Consider the following 17,263-nt stretch of genomic DNA (forward strand, 5'->3'; position numbering starts at 1 on the left):
TCATATAAAAGAGGGCACCCATTCATAAAAATGGATGCCCATGTGTTAAATCACCAAACGAATAATCCAACGACCATGGCACTTAGCAAGGAAACAGCCATCCCGCTAACCAGCAGCTTCCAAACATTCCTTCCGATAATGTTCGATTTCTCATCATTGAGAATGGAATTGAATGTTCCATAAATCATGCCCACTGTACTGAAGTTGGCAAATGACGTCAGATAAGTGACAGCCACAGCAACTGTATGCGGAGGCAGTGTACTGACTTTATCTTTTAAATCGAGCAAGGCAACGAACTCATTTGTGGCAAGCTTGATTCCCATCAATTGAGCAACATACATGGCATCATGTCCAGATAATCCAAGCAAGAATGCAAATGGACTAAAAATGACAGAGAAAATCTTTTGAATGGTCAATCCATCCACGAAGAAACCGAAAATGCCGTTTACGCTGGCCGTTAACGCCACATAGCCGATAACCATTGCCATGATGACGAAGACCATTTTGGCCCCAACCAGCATACTGTTGGAAATGGTGGAAAAGAAATCTTTACGTTCCTCCTTGGAAGGTACATAAACGACGTCTTCTTCTTTACTGACATCGACAGGATTCAGCATGTTAGCTATCAGCAGGGCATTTAAGCAATTCAAAGGTATCGCTACAAAAACATAGGTTGCCGGTACCATGGACAGGTAGGCTCCAATGATTGAACCGCTGATGCTGCTCATGCTCATGATTCCAAATGTCAAAAGACGCTGATCCTTAATCGCACTGAGCTGAAGGCGGAGTACGGCAAGTGCCTCAGTATTTCCTAGGAACATCATCTGAATCGAAAAGAAACTCTCAAGTTTTGGCAATCCGGATACTTTTGAGATGAGCCATCCCACTTTATCAATGATCCAGGTAAGTATACCGAAATACGATAAAACATCAAAAAACGTGATAATGAAGATAATTGGCATCAATGCGCTGAAAAAGAAATCCACTTGTTCATTTGCCATAAGTGAAGGAAAGACAAAAGAAATCCCTTCATTCGCACATTCAATCAACCAGGTGAAGAATGAAGCGATCAGATTAATGACCCACGCCCCAATTTTTGTCGATAACATGAACCATGTGATAAGCAATTCTAGAACCAGCAAGGTAAGAATGGCTTTCCACTTAACGTTCCTTTTATTAGGTGAACAAAGGTAAACGATGCCCATTACAACTAAAACACCTAATATATTCAATAAGAAATACATGCTTTCATCCCCTTTGGCTATATCATTTCCCATTCGTTTTTTTTATATAAAAAGCCCTCACCTTTTTACACCTTCAGCCGCAGGAAGAAAGTGTGAAAAAGTAAGAGCATCCATTCAAACATGTTATATGGATCACAAGCGAACCAACATGAACCTGTCCATCTCTTCTATATTCATACTTCCTTGTAGTCCGGCATTACGGCTGCCAGGTAGAAACTATCAGACCATCGTCACTGATATTATACAAGGATATTTTTTAAATAAATTTCTTAGGAAAGATATCATTTTAAATCAGTTTATTTTTAATTACAATACGTTTTAAAGTTGTTATATTAATATAAATTTTTTGAAAACATTTAAGAAAGTCTCAGAAGGACCGAGGTTGGGTAATACTTAAGAAGGAGGTGGCTTAAACTATAAACGGCCTTATCTAAAGATGTCTTAAATACGCTCCCAGTTGTTTCAATTCATCCTACTGACCATTACATCTCCTTTAAAGGAAATAAGGACGTGAATTTTTTGTGGAATTTTTTAATAGCCAGGAAACTCTTACTGCAATCCAGTGGACTTTAAGAGCCATTATATCCTTCATCTTCTTACTTTTTTCGGTTAAATTTATGGGACAACGGTCCATTTCGCAGTTACGGTTACTTGATTTCATAATGGCATTAATTATTGGAAACATTCTTGCTCACCCTTTATCTGATGAACAGTTAGGTTTGGAGGGCTCAATGATAACAACAGGTGTATTGGTCATTTTATATATAATTAGTGTGTTTACAAGCCTTAAGTGGGGTAAACTCCGAAGGTTTTTTGACTCTGATCCCTTTCCCCTTATCGAAAATGGACAAATCATATACAAAAGCTTGGCAAGGGCCCGAATCTCGATCGATGTTTTATTATCGGAATTAAGAAAAGAAAAAGTCAAAGATATTCAAAAAGTATCACTCGCACTATGGGAACCAGGTGGTACCATTTCATTGTTCTTATATCCTCAATATGAAGCGGTAACCCCAGCAGATATGCACCTAGCAACAAATGCCTTCACATTTCCTAAAACGATTATTAAAGAGGGAAAGATTGATTCTAAAGAATTAAATCGGGGCGGCAAGGACGAAGCATGGCTGAAAAACAGAATCAAAATAACATATAATGCCGACGTGAACGATATTTTATTGGCAACTATTGACAATAACGACACCTTAAATGTCTTTTTCTACAAATAAATCTTCAGCCAAAGTAAAATCCCCTCAAGTATAGTGTAAAGCCTACTTATGAATGCAGGCTTTACACAGTTTAACTTAAAGGGGATTTATCAACTCGCTTATTACTCCGACCAGTTCAGTGTATTTAAGAACTTATACACATCTTCATACACCTGTTCACGTTCCTTGCCCAATGTGATAATATGACCTGAATTTTCATACCATATCAAGTGTTTATGCTGCGTATCGACTTCATTGAAAATCGCTGTAGCACTCTCCGTATAGTCAGGATCATCCAAGCGCCCTTGTAAAACAAGCGTTGGTGATGTGATTAAATCTAAATTTTCACCTGTCTCATTTATAATATTCAGCACATCTTTAAGTTGAGGCATAGGCTCTTCTTCCAGCAGCTTCACTTCTGCAGCAATTTGGTCTGCATTTTTGCCCTCAAACTTCTTATAAGCCTGTGCATAATTGAGCAAGCGGTTCTTTTGTCGATCGATACTTTTCCCTTGCGTCGGAGCGCACATTGAAACTACGCCTTTTACAGGCAATTCAATTCCCACTTTTAATGAGAAAACTCCTCCTAAGGAAATTCCTACAACAGCAATTTCTTCATAGCCTTCTTCTTTAAGGAATTTATAGCCATTAACTACATCTTCCCACCATTCCTTTGGACCAGTCTTAACGAGTTCCTCACCAGACACTCCATGCCCTCTATAAAGAGGTCCGTGGCAAGTATAGTCAAGATCATTCAAGTATTTCCCTAATTTCTTCATATCTCCTGTACTTCCGGTAAACCCGTGAAGTAAAAGAACAGCTCTCTTTCCACCAATATATGTGAATGGCTCTGGTGCTTTCACTTTCATCTATCTAGGACCTTCTTTCTTTGCTCTTGTTGATAAATAGAATCTAAATGATTTTTGAAAAAAAATCAATTAATACCCCTTGAGTAGTGATTCTTCTATCCTATTCCGTATTTTCATTAAAACAATTAAATCATGTATATAGTATCCTTACCACACTCTTCACAACTCATCCGTTCCGAAGCACATTTTACTATGATTAAATTTATTTAGCAATCGTCATTTAACCATTTTTTTTTAGAAAAGTAAAATGCACCTTGTGATACGATGTACAACGTATTACACTTTAGAAATGAAAAGGAGGAGAATTTATTTGGATAAAGAATTAATGAAGGGAAGCATTGACCTCCTTTTGCTTTCACTTCTTTCACAAAAAAAGCTATACGGCTACGAAATCACGAAGATCTTGAAGGAAATGAGCATGGGCAAATATCAAATAAGTGAAGGCACCCTCTACTCCGCCCTAAAACGGTTAGAAAAAAAAGAATTCATAAAAGGCCATTGGAAAGAGTCCGAGTCAGGCCGCAGGAAATATTATCATGTCACCGAAAATGGACAAACCGAACTTGAACGGAAGCGAGAATGCTTTTTCTTCCTCGAAAAATTAGTTCGGAAAACCACAGAGCAATTCTAAACAAAATACAAAGCTTCCTAGCCCCAATAATGGAACGGTGCAGGAAGCTTTTTTTGATGTTTACTCGTGAATTCGTCCTGCACTCATAATTTCGCACTGTTTATTCGTGAATTACTCTTGAGTTCGCACTGTTTACTCGTGAATTTGCGCTGTTTACTCGTGAGTTTCGCACTTTTACTCGTGAGTTTGGACTGTTTACTCGTGAATTTTGCACTTTTACTCGTGAATTCGTACTGCACACTTAGTTCGCACTATTTAATCGTGAGTTTTTCACGTTTACTCGCGAGTTTGCGCTGTTTACTCGTGAGTTTCACACTTTTACTAGTGAGTTTGCACTGTTTACTCGTGAGTTACTCCGTTAACGCGCAAAAAAAGGACCTATTTTGGTCCTTTTTTGTCAATTCCTTTATGCTTGCGATAATTGGCGCAGGAGAGCTTCATGCATTCCCCTTGAACATGGGGGCCATATTTTTCACGAAAGGCCTCGAGGCAATAGCATTTATCTTCTTCCTTTTTGGTTCCTTCCATCGAGTGCACCCCTCCTGGCATTTAACTGGCGACTACACGTTTCTCCAGTTCTACGTTGATTCGTCCCAACAGTACGGCACCAATTGACTGTATGATGGTTTTAACGATGATTTGCCCGATGACCGCAGCGGGTACTGCTTCCCATGGCAATATATTGGCACCCAGTGGACTTAGGCCAATCACGACAAATATCACCGAATCGAAAAATCCTCCAACGATCCCGCTGTAAAACACCCTCCAACTCATCGGAAGCTTTAAACGGGTATAAATTTCCGTGTCCGCCGTTTCTGCGACCACAAACGATAATGCGGAAGCAAATACAATCAGTAACGTATCCCCTAATAAAAATGATACACATGCAGATAGAATAAGTGCAGTGATTATACATATATAGGTCTTCGCGCGGCCGAATTTATTCTGGACCAGATCTCGGAAGATGAAGGTTCCCCCGATGAGCAATGTCCCCATCGGGATGATGAACATGCCAAAATGTAATGGCGCAAAAGCTGCTGTAACCACATTCGCCGTGATTATGGATACTAAATACAATAAAATTCTTAACATTTCTTAATTCTCCTTATACAGAAAAAACAGCACCCTAAGAAAGAGCACTGTTCTCCTTAGTTTTTTTGAGAGGGTAGCTAGAACCTCTTCCGCCCGGGCGGATTATCATTTTCCTCATTTATCGTAGCTTGAAAACGATTGGAAATCAAGAAGTTTCCATATGGCCCTTTTATGTCACGGAGAATCCGATATTAGCAATGCACTTCAAATCTTCTTCAATGCAATGACTTTGCCGATTTCTGTCGCAAAAAACTGCTTGACCGCCTGTATCTGAAAGCCGAAAATCAATGATAGAGTCATGTTATGATCTTGATACCTTATTTGGCGAGGAGGAAAAAGAATTATGAAAAAAACTACGTTTGTCTATCCTATTTATATCGCAACCACACCAGAGAAGCTTTGGGAAGCCTTGACGAGTGGTGAAGTCACGAAGAAATATCACTTTGGATTGCAAGTACAGTCTGACTGGCAAGAAGGGGCAGCCGTTAAATATTTGCTGGAAGATGGGCGGATTACTGATCATGGTAATGTACTTAAATGCGAGCCGTTGCACCTGCTCTCGTTTACATGGATCATGGCAGGAGACAAAACACCTCGCGAGCAGCCTACACGGGTCACTTTTGAATTACAGAAAATGGGCGATTCGACTGTGAAGTTAATTCTTAGGCATGAGGAGCTTTTGAAGACAGATTTCGTATATGATGAAAATACCTATGAAGGCTTGAATAATGGATGGCCAGCCATTCTAAGTAACCTGAAGAGCTTGCTTGAAACTGGACGGACACTGCCGTCAATATCAGTAGATTGGGATAGTGGAAAAAAATAAAAACAAATCGAAAGAGAGTTGTTTTAGTATGGATACCCAAATAATCACGAAATTTAAGATAATCAAGCCAGCTAATGAAGTGTTTGAAGCCATAGTGAATCCTGAAAAAATCAGGAATTTCTGGTTCTCATCGAGTTCGGAAAGATGGGAACAAGGCAGGACACTTACATTGAGATACAACGAATACGATGCTGAAGTGGTCATTAATGTAATGGAAGTTGAGGAAAATAGGAAAATCGTGTTTGCGTGGGGCGGAAATGATCAAGAAACGATTGTTACCATTACACTAAAAGAGTTGGATAAAACGAGTACAATCATTGAAGTAAACGAATCAGGATTGAGTGAGGACGACCCTGAAATAATAAACAAAATGATTGGACAAAAAGAAGGTTGGGTTTATACATTAACCTGTTTAAAGGGTTATTTAGAAAATGGCGTTAATACTTTGAGAGCATCATTGGTTTTTTAATTATTAAAGGGTGCTGGTTCAGATGTATAAGGCATCCGTTAAGCAAGCTCCTTCCTAATGTCGATTGTCTAAATCAACTAAGGGAGGAGACCTAGATGTTTCCGAGAAAAAACTTCCCGTATGGTTTGACACGAAATTCAATCGGAAATCACTTTTAGATACATGCCCTTTGAAGCTTTTTTGTAGGCTTCAATTCCCATTTTCTTGACTTTTTCCGATAAACTGGATGCTATTACCAATTGGGTTCCTTGAATAACTGAAGGATCTATCAGGCGCATTTTATTTTTCCGATGTATATCGTATTCCACTTGATCTTCTTTCAACTTTACATTACCATGGATCCGTTTTAACAGGTTTTGAACTTCATGGTCTTCAGTGAAGCTTAACAAGCACATGACTTCTTCATCTGTACCGAGTAAGTCATCAAGGCTGATCAGTTTTTTTGCTAAAGCCACTTTTAATGTCTTTGCCAAGATATCATAGCCATATATATTAAGTGGGTTCATGAAAAAATCAATAACTTCGCTGTAATACGTTTTTACAAACCATTCCGCCGATTCAATATTATCCAGATACATCCTTCCATTTATTATGATTACATGTTCTAGGAATTCTTTAATGGCTTCGATGGTGATATGTCCATATTGATACATATCCCGGAGAGTATAATCTACCCGATCGGCACATAACTCAGGTGCTGGCTGTTCAAGCAATTCCCATTTTGATTGAAAAATGACTTTACGATCATATCCATATTCCTTCAGTATAAATGGGATTTCGGATTCCATAATGACTTGTTCATATATTTTTTCATGATAATCTTCATCCTTACAATCCAGAACGAAATCAATTACATGTGAGAATGCAGTGTGGGATACGTCATGCAGCAAGCCCGCGATTTGTTCCTCCAATGAACCTCCAAGCGCTTTTATTAAAAGCATCACACCAATTGAATGGTCAAATCGTGTGACATCCCACTTCTCATTAACTAAATAACTTGCCCCGCCTTGATGTATCCCCTTCAATCTTTGGACCGGTTTACTTACTATCAGCCCTTCCAGAACTCCCTCTACAATGTGTTCCCCATAGATACTATCCGAAACTATCAATAACTGCCGCCTCCACCATTAGTTTACTCATTACAGACAGGTGATTTCACTGATTTTTTTCTGTAAAAATTATTTCTCCCTTTTGATTTTGCTCATATTGCTTTTTTACCAAATTTTCCAATTCCTCTTCATCATTCAAATCGACATCACTCGGATTGTCCTCATCAACTCCATCTATGATCACCATTTCATTTATTATTACCTGTTCTCGTGGATACACTTCAAAAATGTCTTCTACAGGAATTGTTTTATCTTTATACGGTTTATTGAATAAAAAAAAAGCCGTCAAGACTATGAAAATTGATGCCAAAATACCGAATTTCTTTTTCATTTATCCATCCCCTCAAAGCTCCAATAATATCCTTATAATACCATATAAAGGTATTAAAGTTAAAAATAAAAACGCTGCAATGTCCTGAATGCTCCCCTTTGCAACACTGGTGGAATTCCGCTTCAGTAAATGGTAAAGTTTATCTTTAAAAACAGGAATTTATTATTCAATCTAATATTTGACATTTGGAAATCAGTGAGCTATCATCCTAATTAACCAGTGGTCAATTAATAAGGAGGTGACAAGATGTCGCCAAGGAAATCGGCAGGTAAAGAATTATCCAGGGACATGGTGTTGAATGAAGCTAGAAACCTTTTTGCAACGTTAGGGTATTCTAATGTCTCCATGAGGCAATTGGCTAAATCATTGGATTGCAGCCATGGAGCCATTTATTATCATTTTAAAAATAAGGCGGAAATATTTTATAGTTTGGTAAAAACGGATTTCTCCGTTTTAAATAATTTAATCGATGATATCATCATGTCGGAAAAGGATTCTTCTGTAAAAATGGAAAAGATTTTATTGTGCTTCTTGGAGTTCGGTCTAACCCAACAAAATCATTATTCCATCATGTTTTTATCGAAGGAAAAAGAAATTCAGCAGTTACTTCAATTTGATTCTAATAAAACATATGAAAAGCTCATCCAGTCCCTGACGGACCTAACGGACAACAAATTGAATCCTGCATCCATATGGTCGATTTTTCTTTCTCTTCACGGATTTATAACTTTTTATATTAATTCTGAGCTAACTTATCAAGATGTAAAAGGCTTAGCTTATTTTCATGTAAAAAATATCATCAGGAACATCATATAATTTTTTGAATATTATTAACCATAGGTCAATTAAACATTGGAGGTTTTAATATGGTAAAGAAATACCTTCATATTGAAGGACTCATGGTCCTTTTAGCGGTGATTTACATCTATTCGTTATATGAATTCAGCTGGTGGATTTTCCTTCTATTGATTTTATCGCCTGATGTTTCCATGCTGGCCTACCTGATCAATGATCGGATTGGAGCAAGGGTTTATAACTTATTTCATACTTATACTCTGTCCATCTTCATGATTTTGCTAGCCATTTTTCTAAAGTCTGATGCATTGATGCTGATTGGTTTAATTTGGACTGCGCATATTGGAATGGATCGCTTATTTGGATATGGCCTTAAATACACATCATCCTTCAAAGCTACACACATTCAAAGGTTGTAATAGCTTAAAAGGCAGTGTGATTACGCATCACACTGCCTCCGCTTTCTTTTCTTTATACGCCCCGCTTGTTACCCCATATATAGGTATGCAGCTGGGGCAGGACTTTCACATCATTCAATTCATCATCTGTTATCACTTTATCAATTAACTCTTCGTACTTCTTCAATAGGCCGCTGATCAATTGACGATCATCCGCCGTCCTGCTGTCGTCATTGCCGACCTGCAGATAAAAAGGAATTTCCGGGTAACGCCCATGTACATGTTTGGCATATTGATAATCTTCCTCGTTAAATACGACGATTTTCAATGAGACATGGTTTTCAGGATTTCGATTGGCAAGGTTCGAGATGATTTTGTCGAGCACCGTAAAGTCGGTGTTCATTCCAGAGCTCGGCGGCTTAGGTGAAATAGTCAGTTCATCAATATCGAGAAACCAATCCTGCCATCGGCTCCCTTGGGTTTCGACACCTATTTTCATTTTATTTTCATGTAAGATCGCTATCAAGCCGTTTAGGTTTTTCAGCAGAGCCGGGTTTCCTCCTGATATCGTAACGAAGGAAAAAGCGGAACCCCCAATACGCTTCAGCTCATCCCATATTTCTTCGGCAGTCATCTGGACGGTATCTTCCTTACCGGTGCCATCCCATGTAAATGCGGAATCACACCAGGCACACGAATAATCGCAGCCGGCCGTCCGAACGAACATGGTTTTTTGGCCAATGACCATTCCCTCTCCTTGGATGGTCGGCCCAAAGATTTCCATAACCGGGAGTTTACTCACTTTCCATCCACTCCCGTCTGGCTTCGGCATAGCTTGTCGGCGTTTCGTACAGTCGAACAAATTCGACTCTAGCACCTTCATATTCTTTTAATGAAAGGGATTCGGCCATTTTTTCATAAATCCAGACAACCATATTTTCAGCTGTTGTATTCATGAGCGGCAGGGTTTCATTCAAATAACGGTGATCCAGGTGGATTTCAATTTCATTTTTCCATATATCCTTGATGTCCCCAAAATCTATCATCAACCCGCGTGAATCTGTATACCCGCTTAATCCGAAAATGACCTTATACGTGTGGCCATGCAGGTTCTTGCATTTTCCTTCATAATCATGCAGATGGTGTGCCGCATCAAAGGTGAATTCCTTACTCACGAGAACCCTCTTGTTTGTATACTTCAATTGGCTGCGCTGAATATCTTCATCTATTTTTTGGAGTTTATCAACTATCGTAAAACCGTACATCATGAAAGCACCTTCCGTCTGCTTACATAGTCATCCAGTCCTTTTTTCCGCAGATTACATGCCGGACAATCTCCACAGCCGTCGGAGATGATTCCGTTATAGCAAGTCAGGGTCTTTTCGCGTACAAAATCGAACGCGCCTAGCTGATCCGCTAGCTCCCATGTTTCCTCTTTATTAAGCCACATTAGCGGCGTATCAATGACGAATGACTGGTCCATCGACAAGTTCAAGGTCACATTCAATGATTTAATGAATACATCGCGGCAGTCCGGATATCCGCTGAAATCCGTTTCACAAACACCGGTGACTATATGTTTAGCGCCAATCTGACTCGCCAGCACTCCGGCAAACGAAAGGAACAGCAAATTCCTCCCTGGTACGAACGTCGACGGCAATTCCCCTTCTTCTCCGTCCGCCACCGCAATATCACTTCTCGTCAGCGCATTTGGTGCCAGTTGGTTCAGCAGCGACATGTCAAGGATATGATGGTTTATGCCCAATTCCTTGGCAATGTTTTGAGCGCATTCGATTTCCAAGCTATGCCGCTGGTTATAATCGAACGTCACCGCTTCCACTTCCTCAAATCTCTCCATCGCCCAGAACAGGCACGTCGTACTGTCCTGACCTCCGCTAAACACAACCACTGCCTTTTCTTTCTTCTTCATTTCTATAAAACTCCTTTTTACGGAAAAAAACAGCACCCTAAGAAAAGAGCACTGTTTCTCCTTAGTTTTTTTGAGAGGGTAGCTAGAACCTCTTCCGCCTTAACGCGGAATATTATATTTTTCCAAGTCAATAGTAACTTGAAAACGATAAGAAATCAAGATGTTTATATTAAGAGAACATTGGATCTGATGGAAAATTTGGTTAACTTTTCATTGCTTAAATATCCTTTTATTTATCCGATAAAACAGTGTGAATAAAATATCGATAAAGGGGCCCAATAATTTGAAAAGCATTAAAGCAAAGGTATTGGTGGCATTTTCACTCATCATATCTTTATGTGTCATCTTAGGAGCATTCAACATCTACAGCAGCAACAAGTCACTGGTATATTCCCAGGATATCATCAAAAAGGAGCTTCCGCTTCTTATCCAAGACGAAAAGCTGCTATACAATCTAGCACAAAGAACCGCATACGCCCGGGCATATATTCTTTATGGTGACAAGAGTTATAAAGAAGGGTTCTTACAATATACCGAAGAAAGCCAGGTCATCCAGGAGGATCTCCTTGCCTTAAGCGATTCTGTTAAAGCGAAGGAATTAATCGAGAAAAGCGTGGATTGGAGGACGATGATTGTAGACCGGGTGTTTCCACAATATGAAAATGGAAATGAAGAACGCGCTAAAGAAATACTCGAAAATGAAGTGGCGCCAATAAGCAATGAAGTTATGGAGGGTTTCAAGGAGCTTGCTTCGGAACGCGAGGAATTGATTGTCGCTTCAGGTGAAACCGTCATCACCAACGGGAAATCGGTTAAGACGACAAGTATCATCATATCCATTGCGGCAGTCCTTATCGGCCTTGTCCTTGCGGTTGTCACTGCCAACCTCATTACCACCCCCCTCCTTAAAATCAGGGATAGGATGAAAATGGTGGCTGCAGGAGAGCTGAATCATGAGCCCCTGGAGCAAAAGTCAAATGATGAAATGGGCGAACTAACGGTATCCGCCAATCAAATGCAGAAAGACCTTCGTGATACGATTGAAAAAATGCTCATTGTTTCGCAATCCGTTTCCAACCAAAGCGAAGATCTGACTCAATCAGCAAATGAAGTGCAGCAGGGCACCAAACAGATAGCGACTACTATGTATGAACTTTCGGAAGGTTCGGAGTCACAAGCCAACCGGGCATCTGAAATGGTTCGCATCATGGATGATTTCACCGGCAGGATTAAGCTTGCCCACCTAGAAGGGGTGGATGTAGCTAACAGTTCAACCGAAATCCTTTCCTTGACCAAGGAAGGCACCACTTTAATGCGCAGTTCGGTCCAACAGATGCAAAGTATTGATGGGATTGTCAAAAATGCCGTAGAGCAAGTGAAAGGACTCGATTCTCAATCACAGCAAATTTCGCAGCTTGTGCAGGTCATCAAGGATATATCCAATCAAACTAATCTATTGGCGCTGAATGCAGCCATAGAAGCTGCTCGTGCTGGTGAACATGGCAAGGGCTTTGCCGTCGTCGCCGATGAAGTGCGGAAACTCGCTGAAGAGGTCACAGACTCCGTTGGGGATATCACCAATATTGTCTCCGCCATTCAAACAGGTTCAAAAACGGTCGTCCACTCCCTGGAAGATAGTTATACTCAAGTGGATGAAGGCACGAAACAAATCACGCTCACAGGGCAAACCTTTGAAACAATCAATCATTCTGTCGGGAATATGGAAATGAAAATACTGCATATAACAGACGAATTGAACTATATTTCCATAAATAGCCAAAAAATCAATCAGGCTATCGAAGATATCGCAGCCGTTTCTGAAGAGTCCGCGGCAGGAATCGAACAAGTCTCCGCCTCCGCTCAGCAATCCAGCTCTTCGATGGATGAAATCACGAATCATGCCAGTGAACTTGCATCTTCGGCAGAACTGCTCACTGAACAGGTTAAGAAGTTCCAATTATGACACTAGCAATTTCCCGAATGCGGGAAATTGCTTTTTCCCTTCCATTATAAGGGTTGTTTCATTTTCGTATATTCGGGGAATAAATAACTATACACAATAATGAACCATTAAAAAACAAATCTATCAGAAGTGGCTGGAAGTGAATATTTTCCTTTGTTTTCAGAATATTTAGTGTATAATTGATTAAAGGAATATTTTAACTTAAATATTCATTACTTCCAATACCTGCTACTGCAAATCCCGACATTTCCTTTCAACATGCACGAGAACATATACCCAGTAAGGTTCCATTGCATGCTTTCTCTCGAATCAAGCCATTCACAACTTTATTCACACAAAAACACGATTCCCACTTCAAATTTTTTAAAAAGGTTAAATTTCACTAATGATATGATACTATTAAACCAAGACCTTTTAACCCCATAAGGAGGAATTCATATGAAACGTTTTTTCAAATTCATAACAGATTTTAACGAAAGAAAAGCACTGGAACGGGAAACCGATGAATTCTTTCGCAAAGAATACGAAAATTATATGAAGATGAATCCTGACAATCAAGGAAAAAGAAGGAGATTAACTCCTAGATTTTATGTGATTGATGGCGGTAAAAAGGGCTCCAACCTTGAAATTTCTGACAGAAAGAAATCCAGTTGACCTGATTCCTTCCATAATCAGCTACCCAGGCTGCAGTTCAAGACTCCCCAACGTTAAATCTCCAGATGAACGGAGATTCGTGACCATTCCATTCATTTGCAATATATAAGCCGAAAGCTCAGAAATGCTTCTGAGCTTTTTTATTTTGCATTCATCTATAAACACTATATCTATAGAAGAAACTAGGTATTTTTTTAAAAAATGGGTTAACTTTATTTTATTTCATGTTTTAGGTAAAAGATCAATGATAGACCCATGGGTATTACCTAAGGAAAAAACCGGTAAATATCAAAAAAAAGAGATGTGTTCTTTTACTCATCTTTGTCCATATTCAAAAGAGTTCAACTAATTGAGTCGTTAGATGCAATATTTCACATTGAATGACAAATGCTTAAAAATTGTTACGTTTATGTCAAACAATGGGTAGAAACAATTAACAAACTGTAATAAACCTCACTTTTCAAAAACAATTATTATTCAAATATAGCCATTATGAATTAGGTTTAAATGCTCATGAATCTATTTTGATTCTAATCAAAATGGGTTTTTATTAAATTTTCCATAATTTAGTGTAAATAAACCGAGGATTCCCTTGATTTCCAGCCATATCTTTGTACTCATAAAACAATTTATCCCATTAGATACTATTACACTCCAATATACATTTATTTGAAAAAGTTGATAATAACTATATTGCAATAGAATAATTGACTCTTGCCTATTAAGTTTAAAATCATGTAGTGTGTATTCAGTAAATCAAATATTTAAAAAAAGAGAGGTTAAAAAATGGCACCAATATTTATTTGTGCGATCTTTTTGCTTGGCTATGGCATTTTCGAACAAAAGCGCCATCAGAAGCGTCTCGACTCCATCCCGGTACGTGTGAATGTGAATGGGATCCGAGGGAAATCGACTGTAACGCGTCTGATTACAGGTGTGATCCAGGAAGCTAAGTACAAAACAGTAGGTAAAACAACCGGTACATCAGCAAGAATGATCTATTGGTTTACCGACAAGGAAAAACCGATTGTACGCCGACCGGAAGGACCCAACATAGGAGAACAACGGCGTGTAATTAAAGAAGTTGCCGATTTAGGAACCGAGGCGTTGGTTTGTGAATGTATGGCCGTACAGCCTGACTATCAACTAATCTTCCAAAACAAAATGATCCAAGCAAACATCGGGGTCATCGTGAATGTATTGGAAGACCATATGGATGTCATGGGACCGACTTTGGATGAGGTTGCTGAAGCCTTCACCGCTACCATTCCCTATAATGGTCACTTAATAACCATCGAAAGTGAATACTTGGACTTTTTCAAGCAAATTGCCAAAGAACGCAACACAAAAGTGATTGTTGCAGATAACTCCAGAATTTCGGAAGAATTTCTACGCGAATTCGACTATATGGTATTTCCGGATAATGCATCCCTCGCATTGGCCGTTGCGGAAGCTTTGGGCATTGATGAAAAAACAGCATTTCGCGGCATGTTGAATGCGCATCCCGATCCAGGTGCCATGCGGATCACCAAATTCGGAGATCCCATCCAGCCAACTTTCTTTGTCAATGGCTTTGCTGCCAATGACGCGTCATCGACGTTGAACATCTGGGAACGAGTCAATACATTCGGATACAGCACAGAACCTCCTATCGTCATCATGAATTGCCGTCCCGACCGTGTGGACCGTACCGAGCAATTTGCTAGAGATGTATTGCCTTACATAAAATCTGAAATCGTCATATCAATTGGTGAAACCACATCACCGATCACTCGGGCATTCGAGCAAGGTAAATTGGATACAAAAGAGTATTGGGATTTGGAAAACTGGTCAACTGAAGAAATCGTGGCCCGCCTCCGCCCAATGATGAAAAATCGCATCGTCTACGGTGTCGGGAATATTCACGGTGCAGCGGAACCATTAATTGAAGCATTCATGAAATCTAAAACGAAGCAAAAAGCGAGTTAAGTAGGAGGAACCTTAATGTTTGGATCGGATTTATATGTAGCCCTAGTGCTAGGAGTTACGCTTAGCCTTATATTTTCAGAAAAAACGGGTGTCGTACCCGCAGGACTTATCGTGCCAGGTTATTTGGCATTGGTATTTGACCAATGGGAAATCATGCTGACCATCCTGATCATCAGTGTCGTAACTTATTTAATCGTCACTCATGGTCTTTCAAGATGGGTGATTTTATATGGAAGAAGAAAATTCGCAGCCATGATGGTGACCGGGATTTGCTTGAAGCTCCTATTGGACTTAGTCTACCCCGTCATGCCATTTGAAATATTCGAGTTTCGGGGAATCGGTATAATCGTACCTGGATTGATAGCGAATACGATTCAAAGACAAGGAATGCCATTGACACTTGGCAGCACGCTTTTATTATCCGGCTTGACTTTCGGTATAATGAACGTGTACTACCTATTCTGAGGTGCAAAAAATGAAACGGACTTTAAATGCAAAAGAAAAAACACTTATCTTTATTAAACGCACTAAGAAAAAGAATCTTAAATACTCTGCAATCATACTACCTATATTACTAATCGCTTTGGTCATCACCACTTGGATGGGACGGGCTGAAGAAGTGAAAACAACCGCTCCAAAATCCGATCAACCATTGACTATGACAATGGTCGGTGATGTGATGATGGGACGTTATGTTGAAGAAGTGACGGAAAGGCACGGGTATGAATACCTCTTCCGGTATATGAAGCCATATTTCGCCAATTCAGATTATGTCAGTGGGAATTATGAACATACCGCTTTAAAAGAAGAGGTATCTAACTACAAGGAAGCAGATACGCCCATCCGGTTAAACTCCAATACTAGTGGTGTGGAAGCCGTTAAAGATGCTGGCTTCTCTGTGATGTCTTTGGCAAATAACCATATGATGGACTATGAAGAACAAGGACTCCTTGACACGATTGATGAATTCAAAAGTGCAGATATGCACTATGTCGGTGTTGGATCGAACACTGCGGAAGCTAAAAATAGCATCGACTATGCGGATGTTGATGGCGTACGTGTCGCAACACTTGGCTTCACAGATGTTTACGGTAAGGATGCCGTGTCAAAAAATGATAAAGCCGGACTATTGAACTCCAACCCTGATTTATTATTTGAAATGATCGGCAAAGCAAGGAATGCCAAGCAAGGCAACGCAGACTTGGTTGTGGTGAATATGCACTGGGGACAAGAGTATTCAACATCAACCACCGCTCGTCAAAAAGACTTGGCTAAAGCTATCATCGATGCGGGGGCTGACATCATCATCGGCCATCACCCCCACGTGCTTCAATCGTTTGATGTTTATAAAGATGGAATCATTTTCTATAGTTTAGGAAATTTCATATTCGATCAAGGCTGGACACGCACAAAGGATTCGGCCATGGTTCAATACCATTTAGCGGAAGACGGAAAAGCTACAATCGATGTCGTTCCACTTCAAATTGAAGAAGCAACACCAAGGCCAGCTACCTCTTCAATCGACAAATCACGTGTTTACCGGCAGTTGACGAAGGAAACGAGTGAAAAGGTCCAGTGGTCGAAAAAAGAGGATAGCATCGAGATTACCTTGGATCACAAAAAGGTAATCGACCATAAGGCACAACGTGAACAAGAAGAAAAAGCAGCGAAGGAAGCAAAGGAAAAGAAAAAAGCTGCACAAGAGAAAAAGGCAGCACAAGCTATACAACAGGACATCCAGCCCATTCAGTAAGGATCGATTGGATACTACTATGTGAA

The 17,263-nt window shown here is 39.7% G+C and carries 20 protein-coding genes and 3 riboswitches; of the genes, 11 read left to right on the forward strand and 9 right to left on the reverse strand.

The features are described 5' to 3' along the window. Window positions 1-50: 50 nt before the first annotated feature. On the reverse strand, window positions 51-1,244 hold the full coding sequence (locus ACSR9O_RS15800) for a nucleoside transporter C-terminal domain-containing protein (protein WP_101223498.1): 1,194 nt from the start codon (window positions 1,242-1,244) through the stop codon (window positions 51-53). Between the two features lie 166 nt (window positions 1,245-1,410). Beyond that, a riboswitch (purine riboswitch) is annotated at window positions 1,411-1,511 on the reverse strand. Window positions 1,512-1,765: 254 nt separating this feature from the next. Between ACSR9O_RS15800 and ACSR9O_RS15805 the strand changes: the two genes are divergently transcribed. Then, window positions 1,766-2,470, forward strand: coding sequence for a DUF421 domain-containing protein (locus ACSR9O_RS15805; RefSeq protein ID WP_491724682.1), 705 nt, complete (start codon window positions 1,766-1,768; stop codon window positions 2,468-2,470). Window positions 2,471-2,571: 101 nt separating this feature from the next. Here ACSR9O_RS15805 and ACSR9O_RS15810 read toward each other — a convergent pair whose 3' ends face one another. Further along, window positions 2,572-3,318, reverse strand: a complete 747-nt coding sequence (locus ACSR9O_RS15810) for an alpha/beta hydrolase (RefSeq protein ID WP_101223046.1) — start codon at window positions 3,316-3,318, stop codon at window positions 2,572-2,574. A 310-nt stretch (window positions 3,319-3,628) separates the two neighbouring features. Here ACSR9O_RS15810 and ACSR9O_RS15815 point away from each other — a divergent pair, with 310 nt between their 5' ends. Beyond that, the gene (locus tag ACSR9O_RS15815; protein ID WP_101223047.1) at window positions 3,629-3,949 is read left to right on the forward strand and encodes a PadR family transcriptional regulator; all 321 of its coding nucleotides are present in this window, start codon (window positions 3,629-3,631) and stop codon (window positions 3,947-3,949) included. Between the two features lie 378 nt (window positions 3,950-4,327). On the opposite strand, the gene ACSR9O_RS15820 is transcribed toward ACSR9O_RS15815, so the two are convergent. Together ACSR9O_RS15820 and ACSR9O_RS15825 are read right to left on the reverse strand one after the other, a co-directional pair. Next, window positions 4,328-4,477, reverse strand: a complete 150-nt coding sequence (locus tag ACSR9O_RS15820) for a hypothetical protein (protein WP_157831025.1) — start codon at window positions 4,475-4,477, stop codon at window positions 4,328-4,330. A 21-nt stretch (window positions 4,478-4,498) separates the two neighbouring features. Then, window positions 4,499-5,041 (reverse strand): VUT family protein, encoded by a 543-nt coding sequence (locus tag ACSR9O_RS15825; protein WP_491724683.1) that lies wholly within the window; start codon window positions 5,039-5,041, stop codon window positions 4,499-4,501. Window positions 5,042-5,091: 50 nt separating this feature from the next. After that, window positions 5,092-5,134: riboswitch (PreQ1 riboswitch) on the reverse strand. 250 nt (window positions 5,135-5,384) lie between these two features. On the opposite strand from ACSR9O_RS15825, the gene ACSR9O_RS15830 reads away from it, so the two are divergent. Both ACSR9O_RS15830 and ACSR9O_RS15835 read left to right on the forward strand, forming a co-directional pair. Then, window positions 5,385-5,867, forward strand: a complete 483-nt coding sequence (locus ACSR9O_RS15830) for an SRPBCC family protein (RefSeq protein WP_491724684.1) — start codon at window positions 5,385-5,387, stop codon at window positions 5,865-5,867. 28 nt (window positions 5,868-5,895) lie between these two features. Next, window positions 5,896-6,336, forward strand: a complete 441-nt coding sequence (locus ACSR9O_RS15835; RefSeq protein WP_402939127.1) for an SRPBCC family protein — start codon at window positions 5,896-5,898, stop codon at window positions 6,334-6,336. 137 nt (window positions 6,337-6,473) lie between these two features. Here ACSR9O_RS15835 and ACSR9O_RS15840 read toward each other — a convergent pair whose 3' ends face one another. Both ACSR9O_RS15840 and ACSR9O_RS15845 read right to left on the reverse strand, forming a co-directional pair. Next, a complete protein-coding gene (locus tag ACSR9O_RS15840) occupies window positions 6,474-7,445 on the reverse strand; it encodes an HD domain-containing protein (protein WP_402939130.1) in 972 nt (323 codons plus the stop codon). 46 nt (window positions 7,446-7,491) lie between these two features. Next, entirely contained in the window at window positions 7,492-7,776 is a 285-nt protein-coding gene (locus ACSR9O_RS15845) for a hypothetical protein (protein ID WP_491724685.1), read from the reverse strand. A 246-nt stretch (window positions 7,777-8,022) separates the two neighbouring features. On the opposite strand from ACSR9O_RS15845, the gene ACSR9O_RS15850 reads away from it, so the two are divergent. Both ACSR9O_RS15850 and ACSR9O_RS15855 read left to right on the forward strand, forming a co-directional pair. After that, complete coding sequence (locus ACSR9O_RS15850; RefSeq protein ID WP_101223052.1) at window positions 8,023-8,592, forward strand: TetR/AcrR family transcriptional regulator; 570 nt, start codon at window positions 8,023-8,025, stop codon at window positions 8,590-8,592. A gap of 50 nt (window positions 8,593-8,642) precedes the next feature. Continuing rightward, the gene (locus tag ACSR9O_RS15855) at window positions 8,643-8,990 is read left to right on the forward strand and encodes a DUF4260 domain-containing protein (RefSeq protein WP_101223053.1); all 348 of its coding nucleotides are present in this window, start codon (window positions 8,643-8,645) and stop codon (window positions 8,988-8,990) included. A 52-nt stretch (window positions 8,991-9,042) separates the two neighbouring features. Here ACSR9O_RS15855 and queE read toward each other — a convergent pair whose 3' ends face one another. From queE to queC, 3 genes are read right to left on the reverse strand one after another with little or no spacing between them, the layout of a single operon-like run. Beyond that, window positions 9,043-9,771, reverse strand: a complete 729-nt coding sequence (gene queE / locus ACSR9O_RS15860; protein WP_101223054.1) for a 7-carboxy-7-deazaguanine synthase QueE — start codon at window positions 9,769-9,771, stop codon at window positions 9,043-9,045. Further along, window positions 9,764-10,234 (reverse strand): 6-carboxytetrahydropterin synthase QueD, encoded by a 471-nt coding sequence (queD, locus tag ACSR9O_RS15865; RefSeq protein WP_101223055.1) that lies wholly within the window; start codon window positions 10,232-10,234, stop codon window positions 9,764-9,766. Before queD ends, queE begins: the two co-directional genes overlap by 8 nt. Further along, window positions 10,234-10,899: a 7-cyano-7-deazaguanine synthase QueC gene (gene queC / locus ACSR9O_RS15870; RefSeq protein ID WP_101223056.1), complete on the reverse strand. Its 666-nt coding sequence runs from the start codon at window positions 10,897-10,899 to the stop codon at window positions 10,234-10,236. Before queC ends, queD begins: the two co-directional genes overlap by 1 nt. Before the next feature lie 55 nt (window positions 10,900-10,954). Beyond that, window positions 10,955-10,997, reverse strand: a riboswitch (PreQ1 riboswitch). A gap of 185 nt (window positions 10,998-11,182) precedes the next feature. On the opposite strand from queC, the gene ACSR9O_RS15875 reads away from it, so the two are divergent. The 5 genes from ACSR9O_RS15875 (at window position 11,183) to ACSR9O_RS15895 (ending at window position 17,237) form a co-directional block, all read left to right on the forward strand. Beyond that, on the forward strand, window positions 11,183-12,862 hold the full coding sequence (locus ACSR9O_RS15875; RefSeq protein ID WP_260358400.1) for a methyl-accepting chemotaxis protein: 1,680 nt from the start codon (window positions 11,183-11,185) through the stop codon (window positions 12,860-12,862). Window positions 12,863-13,300: 438 nt separating this feature from the next. After that, window positions 13,301-13,516 carry a hypothetical protein gene (locus tag ACSR9O_RS15880; protein WP_101223058.1) on the forward strand — a complete coding sequence of 72 codons (216 nt, stop codon included), beginning with the start codon at window positions 13,301-13,303 and terminating at the stop codon, window positions 13,514-13,516. Window positions 13,517-14,302: 786 nt separating this feature from the next. Then, on the forward strand, window positions 14,303-15,484 hold the full coding sequence (pgsB, locus tag ACSR9O_RS15885) for a poly-gamma-glutamate synthase PgsB (protein ID WP_101223059.1): 1,182 nt from the start codon (window positions 14,303-14,305) through the stop codon (window positions 15,482-15,484). A gap of 15 nt (window positions 15,485-15,499) precedes the next feature. Further along, complete coding sequence (pgsC, locus tag ACSR9O_RS15890) at window positions 15,500-15,949, forward strand: poly-gamma-glutamate biosynthesis protein PgsC (protein WP_491724686.1); 450 nt, start codon at window positions 15,500-15,502, stop codon at window positions 15,947-15,949. Window positions 15,950-15,959: 10 nt separating this feature from the next. After that, window positions 15,960-17,237: a CapA family protein gene (locus ACSR9O_RS15895; RefSeq protein ID WP_491724687.1), complete on the forward strand. Its 1,278-nt coding sequence runs from the start codon at window positions 15,960-15,962 to the stop codon at window positions 17,235-17,237. The last annotated feature ends 26 nt before the right edge of the window (window positions 17,238-17,263 follow it).

The organism is Peribacillus sp. B65 (assembly GCF_058513295.1).